Raw genomic sequence first — 25,566 nt, forward strand, 5'->3', positions numbered from 1 at the left:
TTTATATCATCAGGATTTTTTGTTTGTAGTTTTAATCGTTAAGTGCCATTTCTGAACGAACAACCGCTGAAATACGTTCACAATATTCGTCTGTTGCTTCTTTTGTCGCAGCTTCCACCATGACTCTTACTAATGGTTCTGTACCAGATGGACGAACAAGCACGCGACCATTTCCAGCCATTTCAGCTTCAACTTCACTAATTACTTTACTTACTTTTGGATTATCTGTTACATGATTTTTATCACTTACACGGATATTTTCCAGTTTTTGCGGGAATGTTTTCATTTCTGAAGCAAGTTCAGATAATTTTTTCCCAGTTGCTTTCATAACGTTAATTAATTGAATTCCGGAAAGCAGGCCATCACCAGTTGTATTATGATCTAGGAAAATAATATGACCAGATTGTTCTCCGCCAAGGTTATAATTACCTTCTCGCATTGCTTCTACAACATAACGGTCACCAACAGCTGTTTGAACATCTTCAATTTCAAGTTCTCTTAAGCCTTTATAGAAGCCTAAGTTACTCATAACAGTGGAAACGATTGTATTACTATTTAATAGACCTTGTTCACGTAAGTATTTCGCGCAAATAAACATAATTTTATCGCCATCGACAATTTGACCGATTTCATCAATTGCAATCACGCGGTCTCCGTCACCATCAAAGGCTAAACCAACATCTGCTTTTTTGTCTAATACAAATGCAGCTAAGGCTTCTGGATGTGTAGAACCAACACCATCATTAATATTTAAGCCGTTTGGAGAAGCACCCATTGAGCTAATATCGGCATCTAAGTCAGCAAATAAATGTGTTGCTAAGCCAGAAGTTGCTCCATTTGCACAGTCTAATGCAATATGATAACCATTGAAGTCATTCTCGATTGTTTGTTTTAAGTATTGAATATATTTTTGTTTACCTTCAAAGTAATCGCTAACTGTTCCTAGACCTTCACCGCTTGGACGAGGTAGTGTATCCTCTGCTGTATCAAGTAATTGTTCAATTTCTTCTTCTTGATCGTCTGACAGTTTAAAGCCGTCTGAACCGAAGAACTTAATTCCATTATCATCTACTGGATTATGGCTTGCAGAAATCATGACGCTGGCAGAAGCTCCTTGCGCTTTTGTTAAATAAGCGACACCAGGAGTTGAAATGACGCCTAAACGCATAACTTCAATTCCTACAGATACAAGTCCTGCAATTAAAGCGGATTCAAGCATTTCTCCAGATATACGTGTATCACGAGCAACAAGAACGCGCGGGTGTTCACCAACGTGACGAGTTAAAACATACCCACCCATTCGACCTAATCTGAATGCAAGTTCTGGTGTTAATTCTGAGTTTGCAACCCCTCTAACTCCATCCGTACCAAAATATTTACCCATTTTATTACTCTCCTTCTAAGTCATTCATTATCTAAATGATTTTTGTTTGTCGTTTTAGTTTTACTTTTTTTCAAATGCTGGTTCTATTTTTTGTTAAGTCTCAACCATACATTTGTTATTATACCTTTTTTAAGAAAAAATTTCATCTCTCTATAATAAAACGTTGGCATTAGTAACTTTTCAAACTATTCTATGTATATGAAGCTTTTGTAAAAAAGCAGGAGTATGAGACACGCTGGCCCCACACTCCTCAGGTTTATGTGTTTTTGGAAGGCACTGTATTTTGTGCTTCTTTTTCAGTAATAATAAAATCAGCTTTTTTAGGATTGATGACATAAGCCACGTTATCGGGTAAACCGTTTAGTTCTAGTGGAATGCTGTAACTGCCAGCTTTACTTTTACTAAGGTTAGCAATAACGCTTAAATCTTTCGCGGTTATGTCATCTAATACTTTTTTCTCCCCGGTGATAGTTACAGAAACTTTGCCATTTGCTGGCGTTAACATCTGGGCATCGAAAGTATTTTTCAGACCACTCATATATACTTGCATATTAGAAAAAGATTTTGATGTTTTGGAATCATTCGTTTCAGAATCATCCGTCGCATCGTTATTATTTGCTTCTGTGTTTTGATTATTATTTGATGTGTTCGCTCCATTATTTGCTTCAGACTTTTTTACGGTTTTTATTTTAACCTCAATGGTCGTAGGTTGTACTGATTTAGCGCCTGTTGGAACTGGTACAGTAATTTCTTTGACCGTATCTGCTTTTATTTTTGTAACATCAATCGGGATTTCAATCTCTTTAATCTTGTCAAGGACCGCATCGTCACCTACGACAACCACTTCTGATTTATCAGGTGTCATGCTTGAAATCTCTATATCGCTTTCTGGTGTTCCTTCTTGCTTGATTTTAACCGGTACTGATTTCCCGACTTTCTCAACCGGCACAGTCACTTCAACCTCTTGCGGACTGACCTCTACATCCAGCTTGTTCAAGTTACTATCAAAAACGGATACTGTCGCCTTGTCGGTAAATTCCGATTTATGTTTTCCATCACTTTCGAGGGTCGCTTTAACATAAGCGATTTGTTCGATCGTGTCTTTTGCACCTGTAATGGAAACTTTTTTAGGATCGATAATCGGCGTTCCTGCTTGATAACCATCTGCAATAACAGATTTACTTAACTCTACATCTACAGAGAATTTCTTCGTTACTTTTTCTTGAACATTTACGTTAACAGTAGCTGGATTGACTTTAACTTTAAGTCGGTCAGATACGTCTTTTACTTGGAGTTTAACTTCCTGCGTTCCAATCGATGCATTTTTCAAATCTGCGTATACGGTGAAATCTTGTTGTGCTTTAGCAGATTGAACGATACTTCTTGGCCCTGAAAGCGTAACAGTGACTGTTTCTGGAATGCCTGAAATGTATAAATTCGTTTTATCATAATATACTTTGACAGGAACATTCTCAATGACCTCAGAATCACTTGAAGAAGTCGTTGAAAAAGTGGTGGCGTTATTATTATTTGCATTAACTGACGTAAAAAGGATGGCTGCGAGTAACAAGGCTATAATCCGAATCGACCATTTATTATTTAAAATTCGATCCATCATTCGCTTTTGCCTCCTTTCAATTTAGAAAAGATAGAAGGTTTCTTTTGCGTTACTGTGACAAGCTCTTTTAGAAGAATTTTATGTAACTCTTCTTCTGAAACATCACGGAAAAGTTCTCCGCCTTTAGTAAGGGAAATTCCGCCTGTTTCTTCGGAGACAACAATTGTAATACTGTCTGTCACTTCACTAATCCCTAGAGCAGCCCGGTGACGCGTCCCAAGTTCTTTGGATAAAAATGGACTGTCAGAAAGTGGTAAATAACTTGCTGCTGATGCAATCTCATTTCCTTTGATAATTACCGCACCATCATGAAGCGGCGTATTTGGAATAAAAATATTAATTAATAATTGAGAGGAAATTTTTGCATTGAGTGGAATTCCGGTTTCGATATAATCATCCATTCCGGTATCGCGTGCTACTGAAATTAGCGCACCAATACGACGTTTCGCCATATATTGGGTAGATTTTTCAATAGATTCAATCAGATGGTGTTGCTCTCGCTCAATTCTAGAACCGTAACGAGTAAAAATATTGCCTCGACCAAGTGTCTCTAAAGCACGGCGTAATTCCGGTTGGAAGATAATTATAATTGCAAGGAATCCCCAAGTAAGCATCTGATCCGTAATCCATTCTACTGTTTGGAGACCAAAAAATCCGCTTAATAATTTAACTGCAATGATAATAAAAATACCTTTTAATAATTGTACTGCTTTCGTACCTCGGATTAACATGATCACTTTATAAATTACAAACCATACGACAAGAATATCTACAATATTTGCTAGATAATGCAATATCGACATATTGGAAAAATCCATCACTTCACCTCCGTGCCTCTTGAAAACCATTTATGATCACATGGTTCACTTTCTTTATTATAGCATAAGAGTGCAGGCGGAAAAAGCAATCATCCCGCTAAAAATTGGAAAGATTTGTTAAAGAAAAAACTTGCCAAAAACAGTTTTCATTGTTTTTGACAAGTTTATTTTTGGTTATATTTCTACTGTTACAGCCGTTTCCAGCAAATATTTTTTCTTATACATTTCTAAATGAATTGGTTCTCCGTGACATAATTTAACAGTTACTTGTCCTACTTCTACTTTCACTTCTAATAAGCGGTCGCGGAAGTTAATTTTGAAACGGTAGTTGTCCCATCCATTAGGTAAAAATGGGGCAAAACTTAACTCACCTGATGTTACTCGCATTCCGGCAAAACCTTGTACAATGGATAACCAGCTTCCTGCCATTGATGTAATGTGGAGGCCATCTTCTGTATCATTGTTAATATTATCTAGGTCAAGTCTTGCTGTGCGCTTATAAAGTTCTACAGCTTTATCATATTTACCAAGTTCCGCAGCTAAAACCGCATGAACAGCTGGTGACAAACTTGATTCATGTACAGTTAACGGTTCATAAAATTCAAAGTTGCGTTGTTTTGTATCAAAATCAAAGTCATCATAGAATAAATATAAACCTTGAAGTACATCTGCTTGTTTAATGAAGCAAGAACGTAAAATTTTATCCCAAGACCAGTTTTGATTAATTGGCATATCCTCTGGTTTTAACGTATCAGTGGAACGTAACTCTTTGTCTAAAAATGTATCGTGTTGCACAAAAATCTGCCATTTTTCATCAAAAGGATAGTACATGCGGTGCTCGATGTCTTCCCATTTGGCGATTTCGTACTCGGTCACACCTAAACGTTTTTTCGCTTCTACATCTAAATTCTCTAGCGTATATCGAATAGTCCAAGCTGCAATATAGTTGGTATACCAGTTATTGCTAACATTATTATCGTATTCATTTGGTCCAGTAACACCGTGAATCATATATTTATCTAAGCGATCCGATAAATGCACTCGATCAGCCCAAAAACGAGTAATTTCAGTTAACACTTCGATACCATCTGTTTTTAAATAAGAGTCATCACCAGTGTAGTTCGTATAGTTATAAATCGCGTAGGCAATCGCGCCATTTCGGTGAATCTCTTCAAAGGTAATTTCCCATTCATTGTGGCACTCTACTCCTGTAAAAGTAACCATCGGATAAAGTGCGCCACCTAGACCAATTTTCTCCGCATTGATTTTGGCACCATCTAATTGATTATGGCGATATTTAAGTAAGTTATGGCTAACCGACTTATCTGTTAGTGATAAATACATTGGTAGAGCAAATGCTTCTGTATCCCAGTAAGTCGCCCCGCCGTATTTTTCTCCAGTGAAACCTTTAGGACCAATATTTAATCTAGCATCTTCCCCGTAGTAAGTCGCAAATAATTGGAAAATGTTAAAGCGAATGCCTTGTTGAGCGGAATCATCTCCTGCTATTTCCACATCTGCTTTATCCCAGCGTTCGCGCCATCCTGCGATATGCGCTTCTAAAAGTTCTTCATATGTTTTTGTTGCTATATTTTTTAAGATTTCCTCTCCAGCTTGAAGGAGTTCACTTTCCTCAAAATCACGAGAAGTTGTGATTACTACGCGTTTTTCAATTTGCGCTACTTCATTTTCTTTTAAATCAAATTGATAGCGATTTTCCGCATAAAGTGTTTTTGTTTGGTTTGTTTCATTTGCCGTATTAGTCTTATTTTCCATTACTGCAGAAACGGTGAAGCGCGGTGTCCCAAAGTTATTTGGAATTGTTTTGGTTACAAGTGAGCCGCAACTTTCTGAGGAAGATTCTGCAACTTCTTGCCAAAACATTTCTTCGTAGTTGGCATCTTCATTTTGCACATTACCATCTAAAAAGGACGTTAATTCTACTTTTGCCGCATTTAAAGCTTCCACATGATAGCGAATTACTGCAAGTTCTTTCGTAGCTACACTTAGAAATCGTTCCGCTGAAATTCGAAACGTCTTATTATTTTTAACTACTGTGAACTGGCGTCTTAACACGCCTTTTTCCATATCTAGCACAAGTTCAAAATCGCTTACTTCATCTACAAATAAATCGAGTTTTTCACCGTCAAGACGTACTTCAATCCCGATAAAATTAAGTCCATTTATGACTTTTCCAAAATAATCTGGGTAGCCATTTTTCCACCAACCAACTCTTGTTTTATCTGGAAACCACACGCCTGCATAATAAGTTCCAATATGGCCGTCGCCGGAGTATCCTTCTTCAAAATTCCCGCGCATCCCCATGTATCCATTACCGAGTGAAGTTAGGCTTTCTTGCAAACGTTTATTTTCTTTATCTAGTTTGGTTGTCCGTAATGTCCATGGTTCGATTTCAAATAATTGCTTCTGTGCCATACTAAAACCTCCTAATTAGCGACTAGCAGCCATACTTTTTTCACTAGTCTTATAAAATCTTGTCTTTAAAAATGTCCATGCTATCATTAACACCATTCCGAGCGACTGAACAGCCATAATAATCGTAATATCAAAGTAGATAAAACCGATAATACAAGCCGCAATCACTGGAATACCAAGTGCATTTAGCGTTAAATTAAATGATTCTTTAAAGGAAGCAATACGAGAAAAACTGCTCCGTTTTGTCATCCAAATGAAAAGTGTCGTGAAAATAGCTAACATCAGCGAGCTAACGAAAATAATTGAGCCAATCATCAGCACCATTGATAAGAAAACAAATGCTTGATTCTCTAAGTACCACTGCGCCGAAACCCAGTCTACTAGCGATTCACCAGAAGTGATCTCACTTAATGTGGCATCTTTTGGATAGCTCACTTCAAATGTGTAGCCACTTGCATCTGTAAGCGTCATTTCTCGGTCTTTGAAATTAATGATATTTTTAGCTCCGGCAAGTTCTGCCTTCGTTAAATTTACACCAGCCACGCCATTAGCCGATTTTTCGACGATATGCGCATTTTTGTCAGTTAATTCTCCGTTTTCGAGCGAAAGACCACTAAGTTCCGTCGCGAATTGATTTGTACCAAGAGTCGCCATTTCCGGCATTAAACTTGGTAAATCAAAACTCGACTGATTAGCAAAATGTGCTGATACAGGTAGTAATAGGAGCGCATTTAAGAAAATAAACACGATAACCATTTGCCAGAACTTCAGTACTTTCCGACCTTCAAAAATCGCATTTGGTCCAAGTGTACTTTTTACATATTGAATGATAAACGGAACTTTTTTCATTGGTATCACAGCCTTTTTAAAAATCAATTATCCTTTTGTTCCACCAGCAGTTAAGCCAGAAACAAAATTCTTTTGTAAGAAGAAGAACAGTAAACAAATTGGTAGCGCGGCTAAGATTGCTCCTGCTGCGAATAATGCTACTTTTTGTTGTTGCGGGTTAGCGATAAATGTTTGAAGTCCAACAGCTATCGTCAAGTTTTCTGGAGTTCTTAGTAGGAATTTAGCAAGTAAGAAATCTCCGAATGGTCCCATAAATGCCCAAAGAGCTTGAACCGCAATCATCGGTCTTACGAGTGGCAAGATGATTTGAGCAAAAATCCGGAAATGCCCTGCACCATCAAGTTTTGCTGATTCATCTAAATCCCGTGGTACTGTATCGAAATATCCCTTCATCAGCCACGTGTTCATCGGGATACCACCGCCGATGTAAATCAATGTTAAGAACCAATATTGATCAAGTGCGCCAAGTAGCATTGCTAACACGTAGAAAGCTGTTAAAGCCGCCATTGTTGGCACCATTTGGATAATCAAGAAAAACACCAAACTATTTTTACGTCCTTTAAAACGGTAACGGCTATATGTATAACCAGCAAGCGTCACAATCGTTACTTGCATAATCATCGTTACAACCGCGATAATCAGTGTATTTTTATACCAATCAAGATACAATGTTTCATTAAATAGTCTAGTAAAGTTATTCAGCGTCCAGCTATCCGACCACTCAAGCGTAAATGCTGCGATATTCCCTGGTTTGAAGGCAGAAGATGCTGTGATTAGAATCGGATACAAAATAATAATCGTTAGCACGGTTAAAAATAAATACGTGAAAAACTGTGTTAAAAACTTTGTTGTCCGCTGATCTTTCATAAAGTCTCTCATTTACATCATCTCCTCGTTCCCAAAGGCATTCGTTTTCTTAAAGGCAATCATCGAAACCGTGATAACGATAATTGAGATAAGTAACGTCACAGCAGCGGCTACAGCGTATTGCGGCGAAGTACCAGTTGTTAGTTTATAAATCCATGAAATTAAAATATCGGTCGATCCAGCGCCTGCTCCGACACTTCCGGGACCACCTTCATTGAATAAGTAAATAATCGAAAAGTTATTAAAGTTAAACGTATATTGTGTAATAAATACCGGAGCTGTTACAAATAAAATCATCGGTAACGTAATTTTACGGAAACGTTGTATTGCGCTCGCTCCGTCGATTCTAGCTGCTTCGTAAAGTTCGCCTGGAATCGCTTGAAGAACACCTGTTACCATGACATAAATATACGGGAAACCAAGCCAACCTTGAATGCTAATTAGCGCCACTTTTGTCCAGAAAGGATCTGTTTTCCAAGCAATCGCATTGATATCAACAAATGGAAGATGATTCAGTAACGGAATGACTTGTGAGTTGATTGCACCAATACTGTCGTTAAACATATTGGAAAAACTCATAATTGTAATAAAAGCTGGAACCGCCCAAGGAAGTAAGAAAACTACTCCGAAAAGACGTTTCCCTTTAATAAAGCTTTGGTTCGCAACAATCGCTGTGAACACCCCGACAACAATTTGCAAGGATGTCGCACAAATCGTCCAAACAAGTGTCCAAGAAAATACACTTAGGAACGTGTCGCGATACGAACTTAGGAAGAAAATATTAAAGAAGTTCTTAAATCCAACCCAGTCAATTAAGTTCGCTGGCGGAATATGGTAAAAATCGTAGTTGGTAAATGCCATGAAAAGAGTAACAAGAACTGGGAAAATAATAACAAAAGTCATGACTAAGTATGCAGGTAATGTAAGTAAGTACGGGAAACCTTTGTCGAGCATATTTTTTATAATAGCAAGAGCGGAACGGTTAACAGTTTCACCTAGGTTCCACTGCATAGCCACGCGTCTTGCATCGAAAATATTTATAAACCAAAAGCCTATAAATAGTAATGTCACAATTAATTGTAAAGTACCTTCAATCATTAAAAATAAGGAATGGTCTACACCTGGTACAGATCCAAGTGTTACAAGGCCAATCAGTGCATTCAGCCCAACTGCAAAAAATTCTATGATAAACAAAGCAAATAGTGCGAAAAAGACAATCCCTTTAAAATTTTGCTTATTATAAAATTGACCAAGTCCCGGAATGATTGATAACAAAGTCGCTTGACGAACATTTTTAATTTGTTTTTGTTCTAGTTTCATTTTGTTACCCTCAATTCTAGATATAGATTCACTAGCTAAGTTGAAAAAAATGGCGGAGCGCGCTATCTTTGCCCCGCCAAATCATTATTATTTAGTATATTTTTGCGTTACGTTATCTTCAATTACTTTTACTGCATCGTCAGCTGATTGTTGCGGAGTTTTCGAACCAGAAGCTGCATCAAACATTAAGTTTTCAGCACCAGTCCAAACTTCCGACATTTCTGGAATATTTGGCATTGGTTGCGCATTTTTGTATTGTTCAATAACGGCATTAGTTAATTCGTCATTTTTCGATTTCGCTGTATCACGTGCTTTTAAGTTAGCTGGTACTTCATTTGTCATATCATATAAAGTTTCTTGATTTTTTTGGTTAGTCACATAATCCAACCATTTTTGAGCTACATCTTTGTTTTTAGAATAGTTACTTACAACCCAACCTTTACCACCTGCAAATGGAGAATACTCTTTACCATTGTTTAGTGTTGGGATTTTTGCTACGCCGTAATTAATTTTTGCTTCTTTGTAGTTTGCTGCTGACCAAGGGCCGCCTAGAATTGCTGCTGCTTTACCTTTAACAAATTGATCTTGGATAAAGTCATCTGCACTCTTATTGTCTTGCATACCTTTTGGCCATACATCTTGGAACCATTTTGTTGCGTAAGTAATTCCTTCAACAGAACCTTTATTGTTTAAACCGATGTCTTTTGGATTTGTACCTTCATCGCCGAATACATAACCGCCGTATCCTGCAAGTAGTCCGTAAGAGAAGTAGAAATCAGTCCATTTTGCTAAGAAACCAGTATTTTTTCCTTTTTCAGAAGTGAAGGCAAAACGAGAATCTTTTGAAAGTGTTTCTAAATCTTTAAATGTTGCTGGAGCTTTGTCGAGTAAATCTTTATTGTAGTAAAGTACTAGTGTTTCAATAATTGCTGGAGCGCCGTAAATTTTATCGTCAATTGTTACTTGTTTTTGGTCTTTTTCATCGTAATCGTCTTTATTACCAAGTTTTACTTCAGCTAAATGTCCTTGTTGGCCTAAGCTTCCAATTCTATCAAATGCGGACATCATTACGTCTGGAGCAGTTCCAGCAGGTCCATCAAGTGGAAGAGCTTCTAATGTTTCGAACATGTCTTTTTCGACTACTTTTACTTTCACGTCATTGTCTTTTTCAAAATCACCTTTTATTTTGTTCACGTAGTCTTTGTAGCCTGCGTCAACGGAAACGGTTAATGTTTTTTCATCAGATGAGCCCGATTTACTAGTGTCTTTTCCACCACCACATGCTGCTAAGCTTAAAGCCATTACTAAAACCGCCGAAACTATTCCCACTTTTTTGAAACGCTTCATTTACTTTTCCTCCTCTTTATGAAAAAAGCCGCTCTTTAATGTCTGATTTCTAAGTCCCCATCTTTTTTCAATTCTTTTTTAAAGTTTGTGAATTAGGTTAACCTATGCATTTATTATATGCTGATTCCGAAAGCGTTTACAAGGAGATTTCACATGTTACCGATAACAACATTTTTTCGGTAAACATGTGAAAAATTCCTTTACGCCATTGATTTAGCTGTTTTCTTTAATAACAAGAAATCCTTTTGCTGGGACGACAAGATTTTCTGTTACAGCTCGGTTGTTCCAAATATCTGTCGCTGTATTTTTAAATGAAATTGTGAAATCCTTATCTTCTTTTGCTTGGTTGAAAAGGAAATGCAGTTTTTCACCATTTAATTCTTTAGAAAATGCTGTAATGCCCGTTTCGCTACTTGCACCTAGCCAAGTTAATTCGCCGGATGTAATAATCGCTTGGTTATCTTTTCTAAGCGCAATTAATTTTTTCGTAAATGCTAACATATCTTGGTTTTGTTTTGCTTCGTCCCATTCCATACATTTACGACAACCTGGGTCATTTCCGCCGTCCATGCCGATTTCAGTTCCGTAATAAATACACGGCGAACCAGTGTGCGCGAACATGAAGGCAAGCGCTTGTTTCACCTTATCCTCATCATTATTAGCACGTGTTAAAATGCGCGCTGTATCATGGCTATCAAGCATATTGAACATTACTTCATTCACTTGATTAGGATAGCGCATATATTGTTCATTAATACCAGAAACCATTTGCTCCGGCGTGATTTTTTCTTCAATAAAGTTTTCGATAATCGTTTGTGTAAATGGATAGTTCATAACCGCGTGGAATTCATCTCCTAGCAACCAAATCCAGGAATCATGCCAAATTTCACCAAGAATGTAAATATCTTCTTTTTCCGCTTGGACAGCCTTTTTGAATTCTTTCCAGAAAGCATGATCTACTTCATTAGCAACATCTAAACGCCAGCCATCAATATCAAATTCGCGAATCCAGTAAGTTGCAATATCAAGAAGATACTTTTGAACTTCCGGGTTGGCAGTATTTAATTTTGGCATATGTGTCGTGAATGCAAATGTATCGTAGGAAAGCGTTGGTTGTCCTTCGATATTCCCATTTTCATTTTGACGAACTGGGAAACTATGAATATGGAACCAGTCGCGATATGCGGATTTTTCTTCTTTCTCGACAACATCTTGCCACTCTAGAGAAGTGTCCCCAATATGATTGAACACCGCATCAAGCATAATACGAATACCGCGTTTATGCGCTTCTTGAACTAATTTTCTAAAGGTTTCTTTATCACCAAAATGCGGATCAATCTTTTTATAATCAATTGTGTCGTATTTATGGTTGGTCGGTGCTTCAAAAACAGGCGTTAAATATACCCCATTGATGCCAAGCTCTGCTAAATAATCTAAGTGCTGAATGATTCCTTCAAGATCTCCACCGAAAAAGTCTGTTGTATTCGGATCTTTACTTCCCCACGGCAAGGCATTTTCAGGGGAAATAGCCGGGTTACCATTTGCAAAACGTTCTGGGAAAATCTGGTACCAAATGGTATTTCCAACCCATTCAGGCGCTTCAAAAGTATCTACTGCATGGATAAACGGAAATTTAAAGTAATAATCCATCGTAGCTAAATTCGCTTCAGTCGGCTCAAAAAAACCACGTCCGCCGTAAAATGTTGTTTCTCCTTCTGTATCTGTTAGTAAAAAGCCGTATTGAAGGCGTCTATGTTCTGGTGTTATCGCGAAAAACCAATAATCATGCTCTTCGGTCTCTGCAATTTTGCGCATCGAATAGGATTCACTTTGCCATTTTTCGTTTTTCCATAAGTAAGGGTCGGCAGCAATTAAAGTAACTTTGCTAATATCTAAGCGTTTCGTTCTAATTCTAATATGTAGTGTTTTAGCGTCATAACTATAAGCATAGCTACTCGCTGGTTGATGATAAATCCCTGCTTTTTCCATTTTTTCTCCTCCTATATCACCTATCGTTCTATTTCAAATTAGCATTTCCATTAAAGCGTTTGCAACCTTTTCTCGCTCGTTAACGGTAACAAGATTTTTCGGTACTCTAACATATTATAGAAGAAAGCCAATTCTCTCTCCTCCTTTAAAGTGACAAATTAGTAACTTTACTGATTTAAAGTAAAGAGCTATAATAACTCATGGACTAATGAGAGTCATTATTAAGGTCTAAAAGGAGGATAAAATGGAAAATACTCTAAGCTTTAAAAAACAAGGGTATTGGTTATTTTCCAGCGCAATCATTATTGGTGTTCTTTTTCTTCTTTTGCCACACATCATTTCCAATATTGGAGTGTTAGAATTCATAGGCGCGTTTTTCAATGCACTATGCATGGGAATTATTGCTTTTATCATACTTAAAGCAGAATTTCTCGATTGGTTTAAACATTTTAGTTTCAAATGGATAATTATTGGTGCTCCAGCATTAATTATTATCAGCTCTATTTTCAACATTGCCTGGGCTTACTTTGCAGGAAGTACTACTGAAAATGGTATCAACAGTGTGCTTACATGGTCTTATGTTTTTACAAGTATTCCGTTCATGTTGCTTGGCGAAGAATTGCTATCGATTAGTTTACTCTACGCCGCTTGGAAAAAATGGAATTGGAAATTTTGGCAAGCTTCCTTATTATGTGCCTTGCTTTTTGCAACCTGGCACTTAACTTCTTATGATTTTAATTTCCTACAATGCATCATTACATTAGCACCTGCTAGACTCATTTTGAACTACCTATTCAAAAAAACCAACTCCATTTGGGTTACTTTCATCGTGCATTTCATTTTTGATTTCATTGCATTTCTACCAGTTTTACTCAAATAAAAAAGACGCTAGGAATAAAGATTCCTAGCGTTTTTATTACTCTTCTTTTCCAGTTGTAGAAGCTCGTATCAGTAATTCTGGAGTAAATAATAGGTTTCCTTGAGGTTTTCCGTGATCATTAATTTTAGCAAGTAACATCTTTGCAAGCTCTTCCCCCATTTCAACAACGGGTGATCGAACGGTAGTGATTTTTGGCGAAGAAATTCGGTCTAAGAAAACACCATCAAAGCCTGTTACAGCAATATTTTCACCAAAGCGACGACCAAAAGCTGCTGCTGCACGAACAACACCTATCGCGATTCGATCCGATGCGCACACAATCGCAATTTTTTCTGAGTTATAACGTAATAATTCAAATGCTTTTTCTTCGGCAACACTCGAGCTATTTGCAATAAAATAACTTTCCGGCTCAAGTCCATGTTTTCGCACCACTTCTTCGTAACCTTCTAAACGTGATTTCATAAATTGTTCATCAAGTAAATCAATCCCTAAAAAAACAATGCGCGAAAAGCCAATTTCTACCACGTGTTCCGTTGCAAGCGCCGTTCCTTTTTTATTATCTACATCTATAGAATCATAGCCGCGTTTATTCTCACCATAAAAAATAACTGGTTTATCAATATCTAAAAGTCCTAATTCATAATCTTTATCACGTATTCCCGTGACAATAAGCCCGTCATAAGCTCCAATATTCCTGGATCTTTGTGTAACGAGTTGAAGCGAATAATAATACTTATCTAACTCTCGACTAATTCCTGTTAATAAATTCATATAATAAGGTTCAACTGTATCAATTTCTTCTAAAATCAAAAATTTAATAACTTGTGTCCTATTTTGAACAAGCGCCCTAGCAGCATAGTTTGGTACATACTCTAGAGCTTCCATTGCACTATAAACAAGCATTTTCAGTTCATCTGAGACTTGATCTGGATGATTAATAACTCGTGAAACTGTCATTTTGGAGACATTTGCCCGTTTCGCAACATCTGCTAAAGTCGCCATCTCCAACCTCCTCCATTCATAATCTTCCTTATTGTACCATCTTTTACACAAAAAAAAATAAGAATTAACCCACAAAAAAAGCATTCTCCCCAAAAACGCGAAAATGCTTGGTTTATTATAATTATGTAATGACTCATTTTAAAGTGTTTGCCACTTTTTTTGAGAAACTCTGCGTTCCTTTGTTTGTTGATAAGCTTTAATAATAACGCGACATAATTGATGTGCTCCGCCGATTAAAACTCCAATAGCGATAGCCACGAGCGTAGTTGTCAGAAAACTAATAAATGGAAAACTAGATGTATTCATAGCAGCGATTCCCAATATAAAAACGATAATAGTAGGTAGTACATAATACCTAATGTCCTGTTCCTGCATCCCAAGCGCTCCTTTACTAAATTAATGACTCCTATCAACTACTGAAATTATAACGCGAAAACCGGCTTTTTTCAAGGCTTGGAAGGAATTTCAAAGTTAGCTCAAAAAAGTGAGAATGGCTCTATGTAGGGCTTTTACTACCCACTAAAAATCCACTCAATCTGAATTCATCAAAAAGAAAAATTTGTTACCACTTTGTAACATTAATTAAGCCCTTTTACTTATTTTGCATACAGCTAATATTTATTCATTTTTATATATAAGTATTACTTTTTATTTAATGATAGATTCATTTATAGCTTCGTATTTTTTATAATATATACAAAAAAAGTCCCCCTCTTTTACAGCGAGTAACTTTTTTTGTTTTTCATGAAAAAATCTTTTTATGGCTTAAAATGGAATTTATTTTCGTTTTCTACTGGCAAAAGAAGATTTTTGTTTAGGAAAAAAAGTATTTTCTTTCTTTTTGTGCTCTTAAAATCTTATTTTCCACTTTTTACAAATCCATTTCATACGGCTATGCTTATATTGTTCCATTATAAAAACGGAAGAGCATCCCCCCTCTTCCCCCGAAGGTCTCTTCCGTTTTTCTCTTGTTATTCTTTTAAATGATATGGATATGTCGAAACAACGACATCTCTTTTCATTAGAAGCCTTGTACGAATCAGTAGGCTTGTTTGATTATGAAGGACATTTTGCCAACCTTTTCTAGGGATAAATTGTGGAATTAACACCGTAAGTGAGTAGTTGTCTTGATCTGCTTTTTGTTTTGCTGTATCAATAAATTTCATTAATGGATCTGAAATCGATCGATACGGAGAATAAAGATTAGCCATACGCACTTCCGGATGAACTCTATTCCATCTCTCAACAAATTCTTTTTCCTGCTTTTTATCAATAGAAATATGAACAGCAATGACTGTATCACCAATAGACTTAGCATACTGTAATGCTCCTTCTACAACTTTGGTGGTATCCGACACACAAATGATAACGGCATTTCCTTTGAAGTCAGGCAAGTCCATTGTTTCGTCAATTCTAAGTTGTGGTCCTACTTTACGATAGTGGTGTCTAGTACGATGGAAAACATAAATCATAATCGGCATAAATACAAATACAGGCCATACAGATTCAATTCTCGTTAAGAATAATACTAGAAGCACGGTAAATGAAATAGACGCACCAAGTAAGTTAGCTGATAAAGACTTCTTCCAGCCTTTCGGGCGCTGTTTCCACCATTTTACAATCATGCCTGTTTGCGACAGAGTGAATGGTATGAAAACCCCTACAGAATATAACGGAATTAGTAACTCTGTTTTCCCTTTAAATAATATAATTAGCAAGATAGATCCCACTGCTAGAGTAATAATTCCATTGGAATAGCCTAACCGATCCCCTCTAGCTAAATACATTCTCGGCATAAATTTATCTTTAGCTAAGTTAAAAGCTAACATTGGGAATGCTGAAAATCCTGTATTAGCTGCTAAAACTAAGATAAGTGCCGTTGTAGCTTGAATGAAATAAAACATAAAGTTTCTGCCGAATACATTTTCAGCAATTTGTGATAGCACCGTTACTTTCAATTCGGGTACAGTTCCATAAACAAAGGCTAAAACCGTAATCCCTACAAAGAAGAAACCTAGTAGTCCGGCCATTAAGGTTAATGTCTTAGCCGCATTTTTAGGTCGCGGTTCTTTAAACAAAGGCACAGCATTTGAAATAGCTTCAATACCAGTCAAAGAAGCCGATCCGGAAGCAAATGCTCTTAATAGTAGAAAGATTGTTACACCTTGTACGTGAGTTCCTACTGCGGCTGTTTCATGACTTGCATCCATACCAGTTAATACTTTAAATAAACCTGTAAAAATAAGAGCGATAATAGAAAAAACGAATAAATAGACTGGAATGGCAAGCAAACTAGCTGATTCAGTGATTCCTCTAAGATTAATGATTGTTACACCAACAACAAGTAATACGGCTATCGGTACTGCAAAAGGATATAATGATGGCACTGCTGAGACAATTGCATCTGTACCTGAAGATACACTTACAGCAACTGTAAGCATATAATCTACTAGTAAAGATCCTCCGGCAATTAATCCAGCGTTATTTCCTAAATTTTCTCTTGAAACAATATAGGCTCCACCACCATGCGGATAAGAGTAAATAATTTGTTTATAAGATAAATTCAGTGCAAACAAAAGAACAAGGACACAAAGTGCGATTGGTAATGAATACCACATAGCTGCAGCACTCACAGTCACAAGTACCAACAAAATCTGTTCCGTACCATATGCAATAGAAGAAAGTGCATCTGACGACAGAACGGCTAAAGCTTTTAATTTCCCCAATTTTTGGTCTCCAGCTTCTGATGTTTTCAGAGGGCGGCCGATTAATAATCTTTTTAGCGGCGATGCCATTATATTCCCTACCTTTTTTATGTGATTTTTTAGCTAACTCCAAGTTGACCAGACACATTATAGCACAGCTGATTTTAGATTGTAATACTAATTTGTATTATTTTATACACCTAATCATTCCCTACTCGAATAGTCGTTCATAGAGCTTCCTTTTTCGTTTATTCCAGCTAAATATTTTTTTCATATGCCTTTCAATATACATACCCATTAATAAGATAAATAACCCGTAATTCATACTTTTATTTTCAGAAAAAAAAGAATTTAATTTGGGTATTTACAAATGATAACCTTTTTTTATATAATAGTTTCTAGCGGTAAAAAACTTTTATTTAAATGGCCCGTTGGTCAAGCGGTTAAGACACCGCCCTTTCACGGCGGTAACACGGGTTCGAATCCCGTACGGGTCACTTTTAATTAAAAAAAGCAGCTTGAAAAATAAATTTCATTTTTTTGAAAAAAAAGCTGGTAAAAATACTAAAAATGTTATATCATGTATTAGTATCTGTTTTAAAGAATTAATTATGCAAGAGATTTCGATTTGCCAGTAGAGAGCGATTCTTCGCCGACTTAGCTCAATCTGGTAGAGCAACTGAATCGTAATCAGTAGGTTGCGGGTTCAATTCCTGCAGTCGGCATTTTATAGCGGAGGGGTAGCGAAGTGGCTAAACGCGGCGGACTGTAAATCCGCTCCTTCGGGTTCGGTGGTTCGAATCCACTCCCCTCCACCATTTTCTATTATTGGGCTATAGCCAAGCGGTAAGGCAACGGATTTTGATTCCGTCATGCGCTGGTTCGAATCCAGCTAGCCCAGTCATATTTAGAGCCGTTAGCTCAGTTGGTAGAGCATCTGACTTTTAATCAGAGGGTCGCTGGTTCGAACCCAGCACGGCTCATCCTTAATGAACAAGAAAAGAATTCTTTTCTTGTTTTTTTATACAAAAAAATCATTTAGCATTTAAACAATGCTAAATGACTTTTTCGTTTCACTACGTAGATGTTGCTTTAGTTCGAATTCTACTGCAGCTGCCTTCGTAATTTTTTAACAAAATAAAAGACTTCGAATTTTCTGCTAAAAAACCAGTTTCTATCAGTTTTCCACACAAATGTGTAACCGAGCGTACTGAAAGGTTGGCGTAATTAGCAATTAACTTCCTTGTAAAACACTTTGGAATACGAACCACGCCTTCTTTTTCTGTTCCAAAAAAACTCCCTAATTGTTCTAAAGACTCCCTTAATCGACTTTCTCCATTCCCACGCATTAAGTTGCATTTCGCGATTAAAACATTTTCATGATTACGATTATTAAGATATAAATAGAGCCACCCCTCTTGCATCCCAATAATCGAACAAAAGATATCCTCCTTATCGAATTCATACGCTGTAACCGTTTCGATGACTTTTGCTGTATAGACATTAGCTTCCGCCATAAAATAGTCATTTAACCCAGCAATTTGGTTGGAGCCTAGAAAGCTTACTATATTTTTCTCCTTTTCTAATGAAACAATCCCTTTTTCAATAAAGTAAACCTTTGTATTTATAATATCTTCTGTTAATAAAATTGTATTGGTTGAAATTTTTGTTTTTTTATACGGGATCCTGTTATCAATTAAAGTTTGTAAAAATCGTTTATAACCAAATTCTTCTTCTAATACTTTTTTACTATATAAATCTTCAAATAGCGATTGCATGTCTTGTCATCTCATTTCTATTTTGTGTCTTAAGCAAATAGTTTTACAATGCGATGAGTGGCTTCTTACAAGTGATGATACTACCAAACACTTTTAAAAGAAACCCAACAACAAAACCAAACTTCCACCTTTTAGCAACTATTTTTGACTTTTTCGTCACATTTAAAACTTATTCACTAAGTAAATTATTTTCTCTGTTTTTCTTGATATTTATATTATATTCCTTGTTAGATAACGCCTAAATTTGTTCAAAATTATTACTTTGATATTTAAGCCAAAAATAGTATTTAACTGAATACTATTTTTGACTAATATTGTAGTTTTCACCTGTTTTTCCAGCTAATTATGAACCTTTTATGAATATTTGTAGCTAGCCTAATTGTTCTTTTATGAAGGTTATTCTGTGGAAAATATGCTCCTACAAGAATATTTGTGATTACGTTTACTGTAGAATAATAAGGGAATTTAAGGTAAAAAGGGGGAAGTCATATGTATTTGAAAGAAACGTTGGATCAATTTACTTCTATTAATAATATACTTAAATTACTAAAAAAAAGTCCTGGCTTTAATAAATATTGTATCCAAGAACGCCTCCCGAAAGAAACCGTTATTACATCTGACAAAAGAAGAAAATATATCTACATAATAGAAGATGGCTTTATGAAACTTGTTTTTGAAGGGACGAATAAACATAACTTCTCTTATATCTTACAAAAAGGAGCCTTTCCCCATCTCCCTGTATATACCGAGGATATTCCTAAACACATGATGCTAATAGCGCTAACAGATGTAGTTTGGTGGAAAATCGAATTTCAATTTTTCAAGGAAATGATGGAATTAGAAGACCCTAGAAATTACATAATGCTACATCAACTTGCTGAAACGCGAAGAAGGCTTTATATCATTGCTGTCCAAGAAAAATTAAGTTCCCGCGAAAGTATTTATTTTTCTTTAAATACGATGATTGATTACGGCTTACGTGTTTCTGAAAAAGCAGTCGAGTTGCCTAAATTTTTAACCTATCAAATCCTTGCTGACAACTCGAACACTTCAAAAAGTTACACATCCAAAGTGCTTAGTAATCTACGTGAAAAAGGGATTTTAGAATCACAAAAAAAGCCTTGGCGCATTAATGATGTCCAAAAGCTACAAGAATTGATTGATGCAGAAGCTTTACTCGCAATATTATAGAAAAAAACTAAGAGTAGTAGCTACTCTTAGTTTTTTTCTGTTTAGATTTCGTCACTCCGCCAAGCTTCTGTACCTGCTAATTGGTACTTTTGCACTTGATTAACAGACTGGAATAGTTCCATTTTATATTTTACCACTGCTTTTGCAGCATCAATACAGTCTGGATAAATCGCGTTAGCATCCCATAATTCCGTTGTACTTAAAATTTCGCGACATTTTTTATAGAAAGCATATTTATAGTCACTGGAAATGTTGACTTTTTGAATTCCAATTTTAACTGCTGCAGCAATTTCAGCATCAGGATTTGCCGAGCCACCATGGAGCACGAGCGGTATATTAACTAGGTCTTTGATTTCTTGTAAAATATCGAGGCGTAATTTAGGCTCTTTGTCTTTTGGATAAATCCCATGAGCCGTTCCAATAGCTACAGCGAGCGTATCGACACCTGTTCGCGAAATATATTCTTCCGCTTCTTCCGGTTTCGTATAAATAATTTCACTAACGCCACCTTCAATACTATTACCAGTTTTCCCAATAGTTCCAAGCTCTCCTTCTACGGAAACGCCTAAACGGTGGCAAACATCCACGACTTCTTTTGTTACGCGAATATTTTCTTCAAATGGTAATAGTGAGCCATCAATCATGACAGAACTAAAACCACAGCGAACAGCTCGCATCACATCACTCATATTATCACCGTGATCCAAATGAAGGACAAATGGTACAGGGCTATTTTTAATTCGTGCTAAAACATACTGGAAAAAATCATCTTTTGTAAAATCAAGTTCTGTTGGGTGCACGGCGATAATCGCTGGAGCATTGTTTTTTTCAGCTTCTTCTACCACTACGCGTAAAAAATTACTATCGGCTACATTAAATGCTCCTACCGCGAATTTATTTTCTTTGGCTACTTCTAATAATTGCTTCATATTTACTAACATGGTTTCATTTCTCCTTTTAAAGTGATTTTCCAGTAGAACCGGATAATTGAATATAATATTGCACAACTTCTTTGCCAGCTGTAATCGTATCGCTAATTAAGTCGACATAATTAATCGTTGGCGTTTCTTCTAAATTAGTTTTTATTTTATCGACTTGAGCCTTCATGAAGTCTGAGCCAACGTTGATTTTATTAATACCAAGCCGAATGGATTCCAAAATGTTTTCCTCACCACAACCAGAACCTCCGTGTAAAACAAGTGGCATATTAGTCGCGGCTTTAATTTCTCGAACAATGTCAAACTGAAAAGCGGGCGTAAACCCTTCTGGATAATCACCGTGCGAAGAGCCATAAGAAATTGCGAGCGCATCAATTCCAGTCTGGTTAGCAAAATCGATAGCTATTTTAGGATCCGTATACATAGCTTGATTTGTATAATTTTCTCCTGTCACCGCGCCAATATTTCCAACTTCGGCTTCAACACTAGCGTTATAAGTTTCTGCAAATTCGACCATTTTTTTCGTAATTGCAACGTTTTCTTCATAAGGATAACTGGAAGCATCCATCATCACGCTTGAAAAACCATCTTCTAAACATTGCTTTACGATGGCAACATCCTGCCCGTGATCTAAGTTAATCGCTACTTCTACACTTGCTTCTTCTGCCATTTTTATAATAGGTCTCGTTAAAAAACGGCTTCCTAAGTGGCTTGTTAAATGATCTTGGAGCAAGTCAATAATAATTGGTGCACGGAGTTCTTGAGCGGCATCAATGACCGCACGCGCTGTTTCTAAATTAAAACAATTAATTGCCATGACAGCGTAACGCCCTTCGTTTGCACGCTTTAAAATCCCTTTCATCGAAACATACATTTTTATATCTCCTCGCCTTATGAAATTTTAATTCCAGACAAATCGACTTCTTCCTCTTCTATAGCTTGATCTGCAATTAACTCTTCTTCTTTTGTTGGTTCTCGTTTTAAGATTAGTAGCATTGCTGCGGTCACACAAGTTCCAATCAATAGTGCCAAACAGAATAAAATTGGTTCGTTCATTGCCGGGACGATGAACATTCCGCCTGATGGTACTGGTGAGCCAATACCCCATGTCATACTAAGACCTCCACCAACTGCAGCCCCAAGCGTACAAGAAATAATAACGCGTATCGGATCAACGGCAGCAATTGGGATAACTCCTTCTGTAATCATACAAATTCCCATTGGAAAAGCGATTTTGATATTGTCTTCTTCTGATTTTGTATATTTTCTCTTTTTAATTAATTTCGAGATTACCCAAGATAGAGTTACTCCAAATGGCGGTACCATCGAAGCTAGAATTTTTACGGCTTCTGGTTCTTTGACTCCCTCCAGCAGTAATCCATCCGCGAATAAAGAAGCTACTTTATTTACCGGTCCACCAAAATCAAATGCCGCCATAGCACCGAGCACTGCTCCGAAAACAAATCGCATGCTTCCTTGCATTCCTTGTAAGAAGCTTGTCATCGCCTCCGTGGCCCAAACGATTGGTACACCTACAACAAAATACATTAGCAACCCGATAACTAAACTACTAATAAGCGGAATAATCATCATTGGCATTAAACCTTGTGCCCACTTTGGTACTTTTAAATATTTCACTAGTATTAGTACAAAATAACCTACTAAGTACCCGCCGAGCATTCCACCCAAGAACCCTGCACCAATTGAGTTGGCGATAAGTCCCATTAACAATCCAGGAGCAATCCCTGGCCTATCTGCTATCGAATAGGCGATCGCCCCTGCAATAACTGGCGCAAGTAAACCCATACCTAGAACCCCGAGAGAAACGAGTGCATCAGGAATAGAATACGGTGCTTTATAGTTTTCAATCACTTGCCCATTTGTTAAATTTCCAATGGCAATAAGTAACCCCGAGGCAACAACTAACGGTAACATATACGAAATCGCTGTAAGTGCATGTTTTTTGATTTGCAGTTTTTTCATCATGCCAGTTCACTCCCTAGTTATTTATTTCGTTGTCTATTTTGTTAATAATTTGTTTTGGTGCTTTAATCGCTAAGTCTGTGGGTATTTCAACAATACGCTTCCCTTTAAAACGATCTTTGCCGTTAATTTTAATGTCAGCTGCGATAATAACGACATCCGCATTTTTCACTTGTTCTGCTGAAAGTTCGTCTTCAATCCCAATTGTTCCTTGTGTTTCAATATGAATAGTATGTCCAAGTGCAATACCAGCTTTCGTTAGTTTTTCTTTTGCGATATACGTATGCGCAATTCCTGATGTACAAGCAGCAATTCCAATAATATTCATGTCAGACTCCTCCTAATCTTGGTTTTTTGCTAACAATTTAATAAAAGCTTCTTTTGTTGGGACAGTTTGAAACTGGCTTATCACCTCATCATCTGCGAGTAAAATCGCTACTTTTTGAAGCAGCTTAATGTGTGTTGTCGTAGCATCTGAATTTTTCACAGCGAAAAGGATAATAATATTGACTGGTTTATCATCAAGCGACTCCCACTCTACCGGGGTTTTTGTTCTACCGACAGCAATGGACGTATTTATGACGCTTGCTGATTTCCCGTGTGGAATTGCTACTCCTTCCCCGAGCCCCGTTTTACCTTCTTCTTCGCGGTACAACACATCCGCTATAAAAGCTTTTTTGTCCACTACTGCACCTGTTTCGACAAGTAAATCTGTTAATTCTTCAATTACTTCTAATTTTGTCGTTGCTTGTAACTCTAAATTTACAAGTGCTGGACTTATTACTTTGCTTATATCTAATTCTTGAATATCCATCGATTCGCCTCCTATAAACTTTCCATCAATTTTTTCACCATCATTTTATCTTTTTCTGTAAACATCGCGCTTACAAGTAATGAAGGGATTTCTTTTGTACTTTCTGCGTTGATTGTTGTTAGAATAAAGTCAATATTCTGATAGTCTTGCAAGCTATTTTTGAATCTAGTAGATGATAAAACGTCTACTATTTCGACATCTGGAAAAGCTTTTTGGACCTTTACTTTTAAAAGTTCTGACGTTCCGATACCGCTTGAACACATAATAATAATTCGTTTTACAAGAGGTGACTCTTCTATGTGTTTGGCGAAATAGATCGTTATATAACCGACTTCATCATCTGATATGGTATTTAACTTAAAGGTCTCCGCCACATCCCGAGCGGTTTCTTTAATAATGTCAAACAGCTGTCCGTACTCTAATTTAATATCGCTTAATAAGTTGTTTTTTATGTTTATTTGATGATTCATTCGGTTCACCATTGGCTTCATATGACTAAGTAATTCGATTTTTAATTGCTTTTTATTAATAGGCATATCGATTTTCGCGGCAACTTGATTAATATAAAAATCAGTCATTTCCTCCACGATTGGTAAAACATTACTCGAGATTAATTCAATTTCATGATTAAACCGAGAAGAAATTAAGTATTGTAAAAAGTTGAATGTTTCGCGTTTCGGTAATTTCATTTTTAAGTATTGTTCGATTGATTCAATGGCTTCTACAGCAATAGTATGCAGTTTTTCATTTGTCACTAAGTAAATCTCGTTTGTTTCGTCAAAATCTTCCACTTCTCCTTGGCGAAAACGATTAATTAGAATGTACAAATGGGAAAAAATATTAATATCATACGGATACGGAATGCTAATCATTAACTTATTTTCAATAATTTCCATTTGCCTAACGATAAACTGTACATCGGCATTATTGAGATTACTGTATTCTGTCTTTAAATCGTCGTAACTAGATAAGTCTAAGTTGTTGATGACTTCATTGATTGCGATACGAATGTTTTCTTCTGTACCAACAACGCGGATCTCTTTTTGCTTTTTTTCAAGAGCTAAATGGTATTTCTCGATAGATTGATTTAATAGCGCAAAATCATTTTTTATCGAATTATAACCAACGTAATAACCTTCATATAGTTTGGCAATATTTAAGTACTTAGGTGATTTAAACAATACTTGAAGTAAAATCTTTTCACGACGCTCGGATGGTGTATAACCGAAAATATCACTGGTTGTTTCTAATTTCGCCTGAATATATGCTTTATAATTCAGTTTGTAACCACGGCCTTTTTCCGAAATAATAATCTCTTTTTCATCAGTGGCACTATTGATATTTTTAATTTTACGGTAAATAGTTTTAGAGGAAACTTCGAGCATTAGAGCAAGTTGATTCGCTGTTAAAAAATCATTTTTCGTTAAAAATAAGTTAATTAATGCACGCTCCGTTTTGGTTAGAAGCATTTCATCACCTCCCTCTACGGTCTATTATACACAAATAAAAGAAAACGGTTACAACAAGTTATGTCCACTACACTAGACAATTTTTTGACAAAGATTGTGAATGTAGCTTTAGAAATAAACTTCCCTTTTAAGAAGACAATCTTCTAGTAAAACCGTATAATGAAATTTGAGAAGACTC

At 36.5% G+C, this 25,566-nt stretch carries 21 protein-coding genes and 5 tRNA genes; 7 read left to right on the forward strand and 19 right to left on the reverse strand.

Translation table 11 applies throughout. The features are described 5' to 3' along the window. Positions 1-31: 31 nt before the first annotated feature. From glmM to AC4PG8_RS08870, 9 genes are all read right to left on the reverse strand, one after another. Positions 32-1,384 carry a phosphoglucosamine mutase gene (gene glmM, locus AC4PG8_RS08830; RefSeq protein ID WP_003763407.1) on the reverse strand — a complete coding sequence of 451 codons (1,353 nt, stop codon included), beginning with the start codon at positions 1,382-1,384 and terminating at the stop codon, positions 32-34. 256 nt (positions 1,385-1,640) lie between these two features. Next, positions 1,641-2,999: a CdaR family protein gene (locus AC4PG8_RS08835; RefSeq protein ID WP_492170304.1), complete on the reverse strand. Its 1,359-nt coding sequence runs from the start codon at positions 2,997-2,999 to the stop codon at positions 1,641-1,643. Further along, a complete protein-coding gene (gene dacA, locus AC4PG8_RS08840; RefSeq protein WP_185505220.1) occupies positions 2,999-3,820 on the reverse strand; it encodes a diadenylate cyclase in 822 nt (273 codons plus the stop codon). The genes AC4PG8_RS08835 and dacA overlap by 1 nt, the downstream gene beginning before the upstream one ends. A 174-nt stretch (positions 3,821-3,994) precedes the next feature. Continuing rightward, positions 3,995-6,256: a glycoside hydrolase family 65 protein gene (locus tag AC4PG8_RS08845; protein ID WP_185505221.1), complete on the reverse strand. Its 2,262-nt coding sequence runs from the start codon at positions 6,254-6,256 to the stop codon at positions 3,995-3,997. A 15-nt stretch (positions 6,257-6,271) separates the two neighbouring features. After that, the gene (locus tag AC4PG8_RS08850; protein WP_185500980.1) at positions 6,272-7,105 is read right to left on the reverse strand and encodes a DUF1189 domain-containing protein; all 834 of its coding nucleotides are present in this window, start codon (positions 7,103-7,105) and stop codon (positions 6,272-6,274) included. A 27-nt stretch (positions 7,106-7,132) separates the two neighbouring features. Continuing rightward, positions 7,133-7,984: a sugar ABC transporter permease gene (locus tag AC4PG8_RS08855; protein ID WP_003763416.1), complete on the reverse strand. Its 852-nt coding sequence runs from the start codon at positions 7,982-7,984 to the stop codon at positions 7,133-7,135. Next, on the reverse strand, positions 7,985-9,292 hold the full coding sequence (locus tag AC4PG8_RS08860; RefSeq protein ID WP_003767867.1) for a sugar ABC transporter permease: 1,308 nt from the start codon (positions 9,290-9,292) through the stop codon (positions 7,985-7,987). 87 nt (positions 9,293-9,379) lie between these two features. Then, positions 9,380-10,639 (reverse strand): extracellular solute-binding protein, encoded by a 1,260-nt coding sequence (locus AC4PG8_RS08865; protein ID WP_003724548.1) that lies wholly within the window; start codon positions 10,637-10,639, stop codon positions 9,380-9,382. Positions 10,640-10,852: 213 nt separating this feature from the next. Beyond that, positions 10,853-12,628, reverse strand: a complete 1,776-nt coding sequence (locus tag AC4PG8_RS08870; protein ID WP_492170269.1) for a glycoside hydrolase family 13 protein — start codon at positions 12,626-12,628, stop codon at positions 10,853-10,855. 244 nt (positions 12,629-12,872) lie between these two features. Between AC4PG8_RS08870 and AC4PG8_RS08875 the strand changes: the two genes are divergently transcribed. After that, positions 12,873-13,508 (forward strand): CPBP family intramembrane glutamic endopeptidase, encoded by a 636-nt coding sequence (locus AC4PG8_RS08875; RefSeq protein ID WP_185543480.1) that lies wholly within the window; start codon positions 12,873-12,875, stop codon positions 13,506-13,508. 36 nt (positions 13,509-13,544) lie between these two features. On the opposite strand, the gene AC4PG8_RS08880 is transcribed toward AC4PG8_RS08875, so the two are convergent. The 3 genes from AC4PG8_RS08880 to AC4PG8_RS08890 form a co-directional block, all read right to left on the reverse strand. Then, the gene (locus tag AC4PG8_RS08880) at positions 13,545-14,510 is read right to left on the reverse strand and encodes a LacI family DNA-binding transcriptional regulator (RefSeq protein WP_003763422.1); all 966 of its coding nucleotides are present in this window, start codon (positions 14,508-14,510) and stop codon (positions 13,545-13,547) included. Between the two features lie 138 nt (positions 14,511-14,648). After that, positions 14,649-14,885, reverse strand: a complete 237-nt coding sequence (locus AC4PG8_RS08885) for a hypothetical protein (RefSeq protein ID WP_003769712.1) — start codon at positions 14,883-14,885, stop codon at positions 14,649-14,651. Between the two features lie 596 nt (positions 14,886-15,481). Continuing rightward, a complete protein-coding gene (locus AC4PG8_RS08890) occupies positions 15,482-17,305 on the reverse strand; it encodes an APC family permease (protein ID WP_003767874.1) in 1,824 nt (607 codons plus the stop codon). 335 nt (positions 17,306-17,640) lie between these two features. Between AC4PG8_RS08890 and AC4PG8_RS08895 the strand changes: the two genes are divergently transcribed. The 5 genes from AC4PG8_RS08895 (at position 17,641) to AC4PG8_RS08915 (ending at position 18,198) form a co-directional block, all read left to right on the forward strand. After that, a tRNA-Glu gene (locus AC4PG8_RS08895) sits at positions 17,641-17,712 on the forward strand. 154 nt (positions 17,713-17,866) lie between these two features. Beyond that, a tRNA-Thr gene (locus AC4PG8_RS08900) sits at positions 17,867-17,940 on the forward strand. Positions 17,941-17,949: 9 nt separating this feature from the next. Continuing rightward, a tRNA-Tyr gene (locus AC4PG8_RS08905) sits at positions 17,950-18,033 on the forward strand. Positions 18,034-18,044: 11 nt separating this feature from the next. After that, positions 18,045-18,116 (forward strand) — tRNA-Gln (locus AC4PG8_RS08910). A 9-nt stretch (positions 18,117-18,125) separates the two neighbouring features. After that, positions 18,126-18,198 (forward strand) — tRNA-Lys (locus AC4PG8_RS08915). A gap of 93 nt (positions 18,199-18,291) precedes the next feature. On the opposite strand, the gene AC4PG8_RS08920 is transcribed toward AC4PG8_RS08915, so the two are convergent. After that, on the reverse strand, positions 18,292-18,993 hold the full coding sequence (locus tag AC4PG8_RS08920) for a Crp/Fnr family transcriptional regulator (protein WP_010991080.1): 702 nt from the start codon (positions 18,991-18,993) through the stop codon (positions 18,292-18,294). Between the two features lie 489 nt (positions 18,994-19,482). Between AC4PG8_RS08920 and AC4PG8_RS08925 the strand changes: the two genes are divergently transcribed. Beyond that, positions 19,483-20,184, forward strand: coding sequence for a Crp/Fnr family transcriptional regulator (locus AC4PG8_RS08925; protein ID WP_010991081.1), 702 nt, complete (start codon positions 19,483-19,485; stop codon positions 20,182-20,184). A gap of 41 nt (positions 20,185-20,225) precedes the next feature. Here AC4PG8_RS08925 and AC4PG8_RS08930 read toward each other — a convergent pair whose 3' ends face one another. Genes AC4PG8_RS08930 through AC4PG8_RS08955 form a run of 6 tightly spaced genes read right to left on the reverse strand, consistent with a single transcriptional unit; the run spans position 20,226 to position 25,388 of the window. Then, positions 20,226-21,125, reverse strand: a complete 900-nt coding sequence (locus AC4PG8_RS08930) for a ketose-bisphosphate aldolase (protein WP_185505225.1) — start codon at positions 21,123-21,125, stop codon at positions 20,226-20,228. A gap of 16 nt (positions 21,126-21,141) precedes the next feature. Then, positions 21,142-21,996: a class II fructose-bisphosphate aldolase gene (locus AC4PG8_RS08935; RefSeq protein ID WP_492170270.1), complete on the reverse strand. Its 855-nt coding sequence runs from the start codon at positions 21,994-21,996 to the stop codon at positions 21,142-21,144. Positions 21,997-22,013: 17 nt separating this feature from the next. Beyond that, positions 22,014-23,105 carry a PTS fructose transporter subunit IIC gene (locus tag AC4PG8_RS08940; protein ID WP_010991084.1) on the reverse strand — a complete coding sequence of 364 codons (1,092 nt, stop codon included), beginning with the start codon at positions 23,103-23,105 and terminating at the stop codon, positions 22,014-22,016. A 16-nt stretch (positions 23,106-23,121) separates the two neighbouring features. Then, entirely contained in the window at positions 23,122-23,433 is a 312-nt protein-coding gene (locus AC4PG8_RS08945; RefSeq protein WP_003763437.1) for a PTS fructose transporter subunit IIB, read from the reverse strand. 12 nt (positions 23,434-23,445) lie between these two features. Further along, positions 23,446-23,919, reverse strand: coding sequence for a PTS sugar transporter subunit IIA (locus AC4PG8_RS08950; protein WP_003763439.1), 474 nt, complete (start codon positions 23,917-23,919; stop codon positions 23,446-23,448). Positions 23,920-23,930: 11 nt separating this feature from the next. After that, complete coding sequence (locus tag AC4PG8_RS08955; protein WP_070753786.1) at positions 23,931-25,388, reverse strand: BglG family transcription antiterminator; 1,458 nt, start codon at positions 25,386-25,388, stop codon at positions 23,931-23,933. Positions 25,389-25,566 lie beyond the last annotated feature (178 nt).

This window comes from Listeria sp. MAN/IMW/UF555 (genome assembly GCF_058684075.1).

Coding starts and splice junctions, on each gene's coding strand:
- glmM (WP_003763407.1), bottom strand. CDS start 1,384: ATGGGTAAATATTTTGGTACGGATGGAGTTAGAGGGGTTGCAAACTCA.
- AC4PG8_RS08835 (WP_492170304.1), bottom strand. CDS start 2,999: ATGGATCGAATTTTAAATAATAAATGGTCGATTCGGATTATAGCCTTG.
- dacA (WP_185505220.1), bottom strand. CDS start 3,820: ATGGATTTTTCCAATATGTCGATATTGCATTATCTAGCAAATATTGTA.
- AC4PG8_RS08845 (WP_185505221.1), bottom strand. CDS start 6,256: ATGGCACAGAAGCAATTATTTGAAATCGAACCATGGACATTACGGACA.
- AC4PG8_RS08850 (WP_185500980.1), bottom strand. CDS start 7,105: ATGAAAAAAGTTCCGTTTATCATTCAATATGTAAAAAGTACACTTGGA.
- AC4PG8_RS08855 (WP_003763416.1), bottom strand. CDS start 7,984: ATGAGAGACTTTATGAAAGATCAGCGGACAACAAAGTTTTTAACACAG.
- AC4PG8_RS08860 (WP_003767867.1), bottom strand. CDS start 9,292: ATGAAACTAGAACAAAAACAAATTAAAAATGTTCGTCAAGCGACTTTG.
- AC4PG8_RS08865 (WP_003724548.1), bottom strand. CDS start 10,639: ATGAAGCGTTTCAAAAAAGTGGGAATAGTTTCGGCGGTTTTAGTAATG.
- AC4PG8_RS08870 (WP_492170269.1), bottom strand. CDS start 12,628: ATGGAAAAAGCAGGGATTTATCATCAACCAGCGAGTAGCTATGCTTAT.
- AC4PG8_RS08875 (WP_185543480.1), top strand. CDS start 12,873: ATGGAAAATACTCTAAGCTTTAAAAAACAAGGGTATTGGTTATTTTCC.
- AC4PG8_RS08880 (WP_003763422.1), bottom strand. CDS start 14,510: ATGGCGACTTTAGCAGATGTTGCGAAACGGGCAAATGTCTCCAAAATG.
- AC4PG8_RS08885 (WP_003769712.1), bottom strand. CDS start 14,885: ATGCAGGAACAGGACATTAGGTATTATGTACTACCTACTATTATCGTT.
- AC4PG8_RS08890 (WP_003767874.1), bottom strand. CDS start 17,305: ATGGCATCGCCGCTAAAAAGATTATTAATCGGCCGCCCTCTGAAAACA.
- AC4PG8_RS08920 (WP_010991080.1), bottom strand. CDS start 18,993: ATGCAATCGCTATTTGAAGATTTATATAGTAAAAAAGTATTAGAAGAA.
- AC4PG8_RS08925 (WP_010991081.1), top strand. CDS start 19,483: ATGTATTTGAAAGAAACGTTGGATCAATTTACTTCTATTAATAATATA.
- AC4PG8_RS08930 (WP_185505225.1), bottom strand. CDS start 21,125: ATGTTAGTAAATATGAAGCAATTATTAGAAGTAGCCAAAGAAAATAAA.
- AC4PG8_RS08935 (WP_492170270.1), bottom strand. CDS start 21,996: ATGTATGTTTCGATGAAAGGGATTTTAAAGCGTGCAAACGAAGGGCGT.
- AC4PG8_RS08940 (WP_010991084.1), bottom strand. CDS start 23,105: ATGAAAAAACTGCAAATCAAAAAACATGCACTTACAGCGATTTCGTAT.
- AC4PG8_RS08945 (WP_003763437.1), bottom strand. CDS start 23,433: ATGAATATTATTGGAATTGCTGCTTGTACATCAGGAATTGCGCATACG.
- AC4PG8_RS08950 (WP_003763439.1), bottom strand. CDS start 23,919: ATGGATATTCAAGAATTAGATATAAGCAAAGTAATAAGTCCAGCACTT.
- AC4PG8_RS08955 (WP_070753786.1), bottom strand. CDS start 25,388: ATGCTTCTAACCAAAACGGAGCGTGCATTAATTAACTTATTTTTAACG.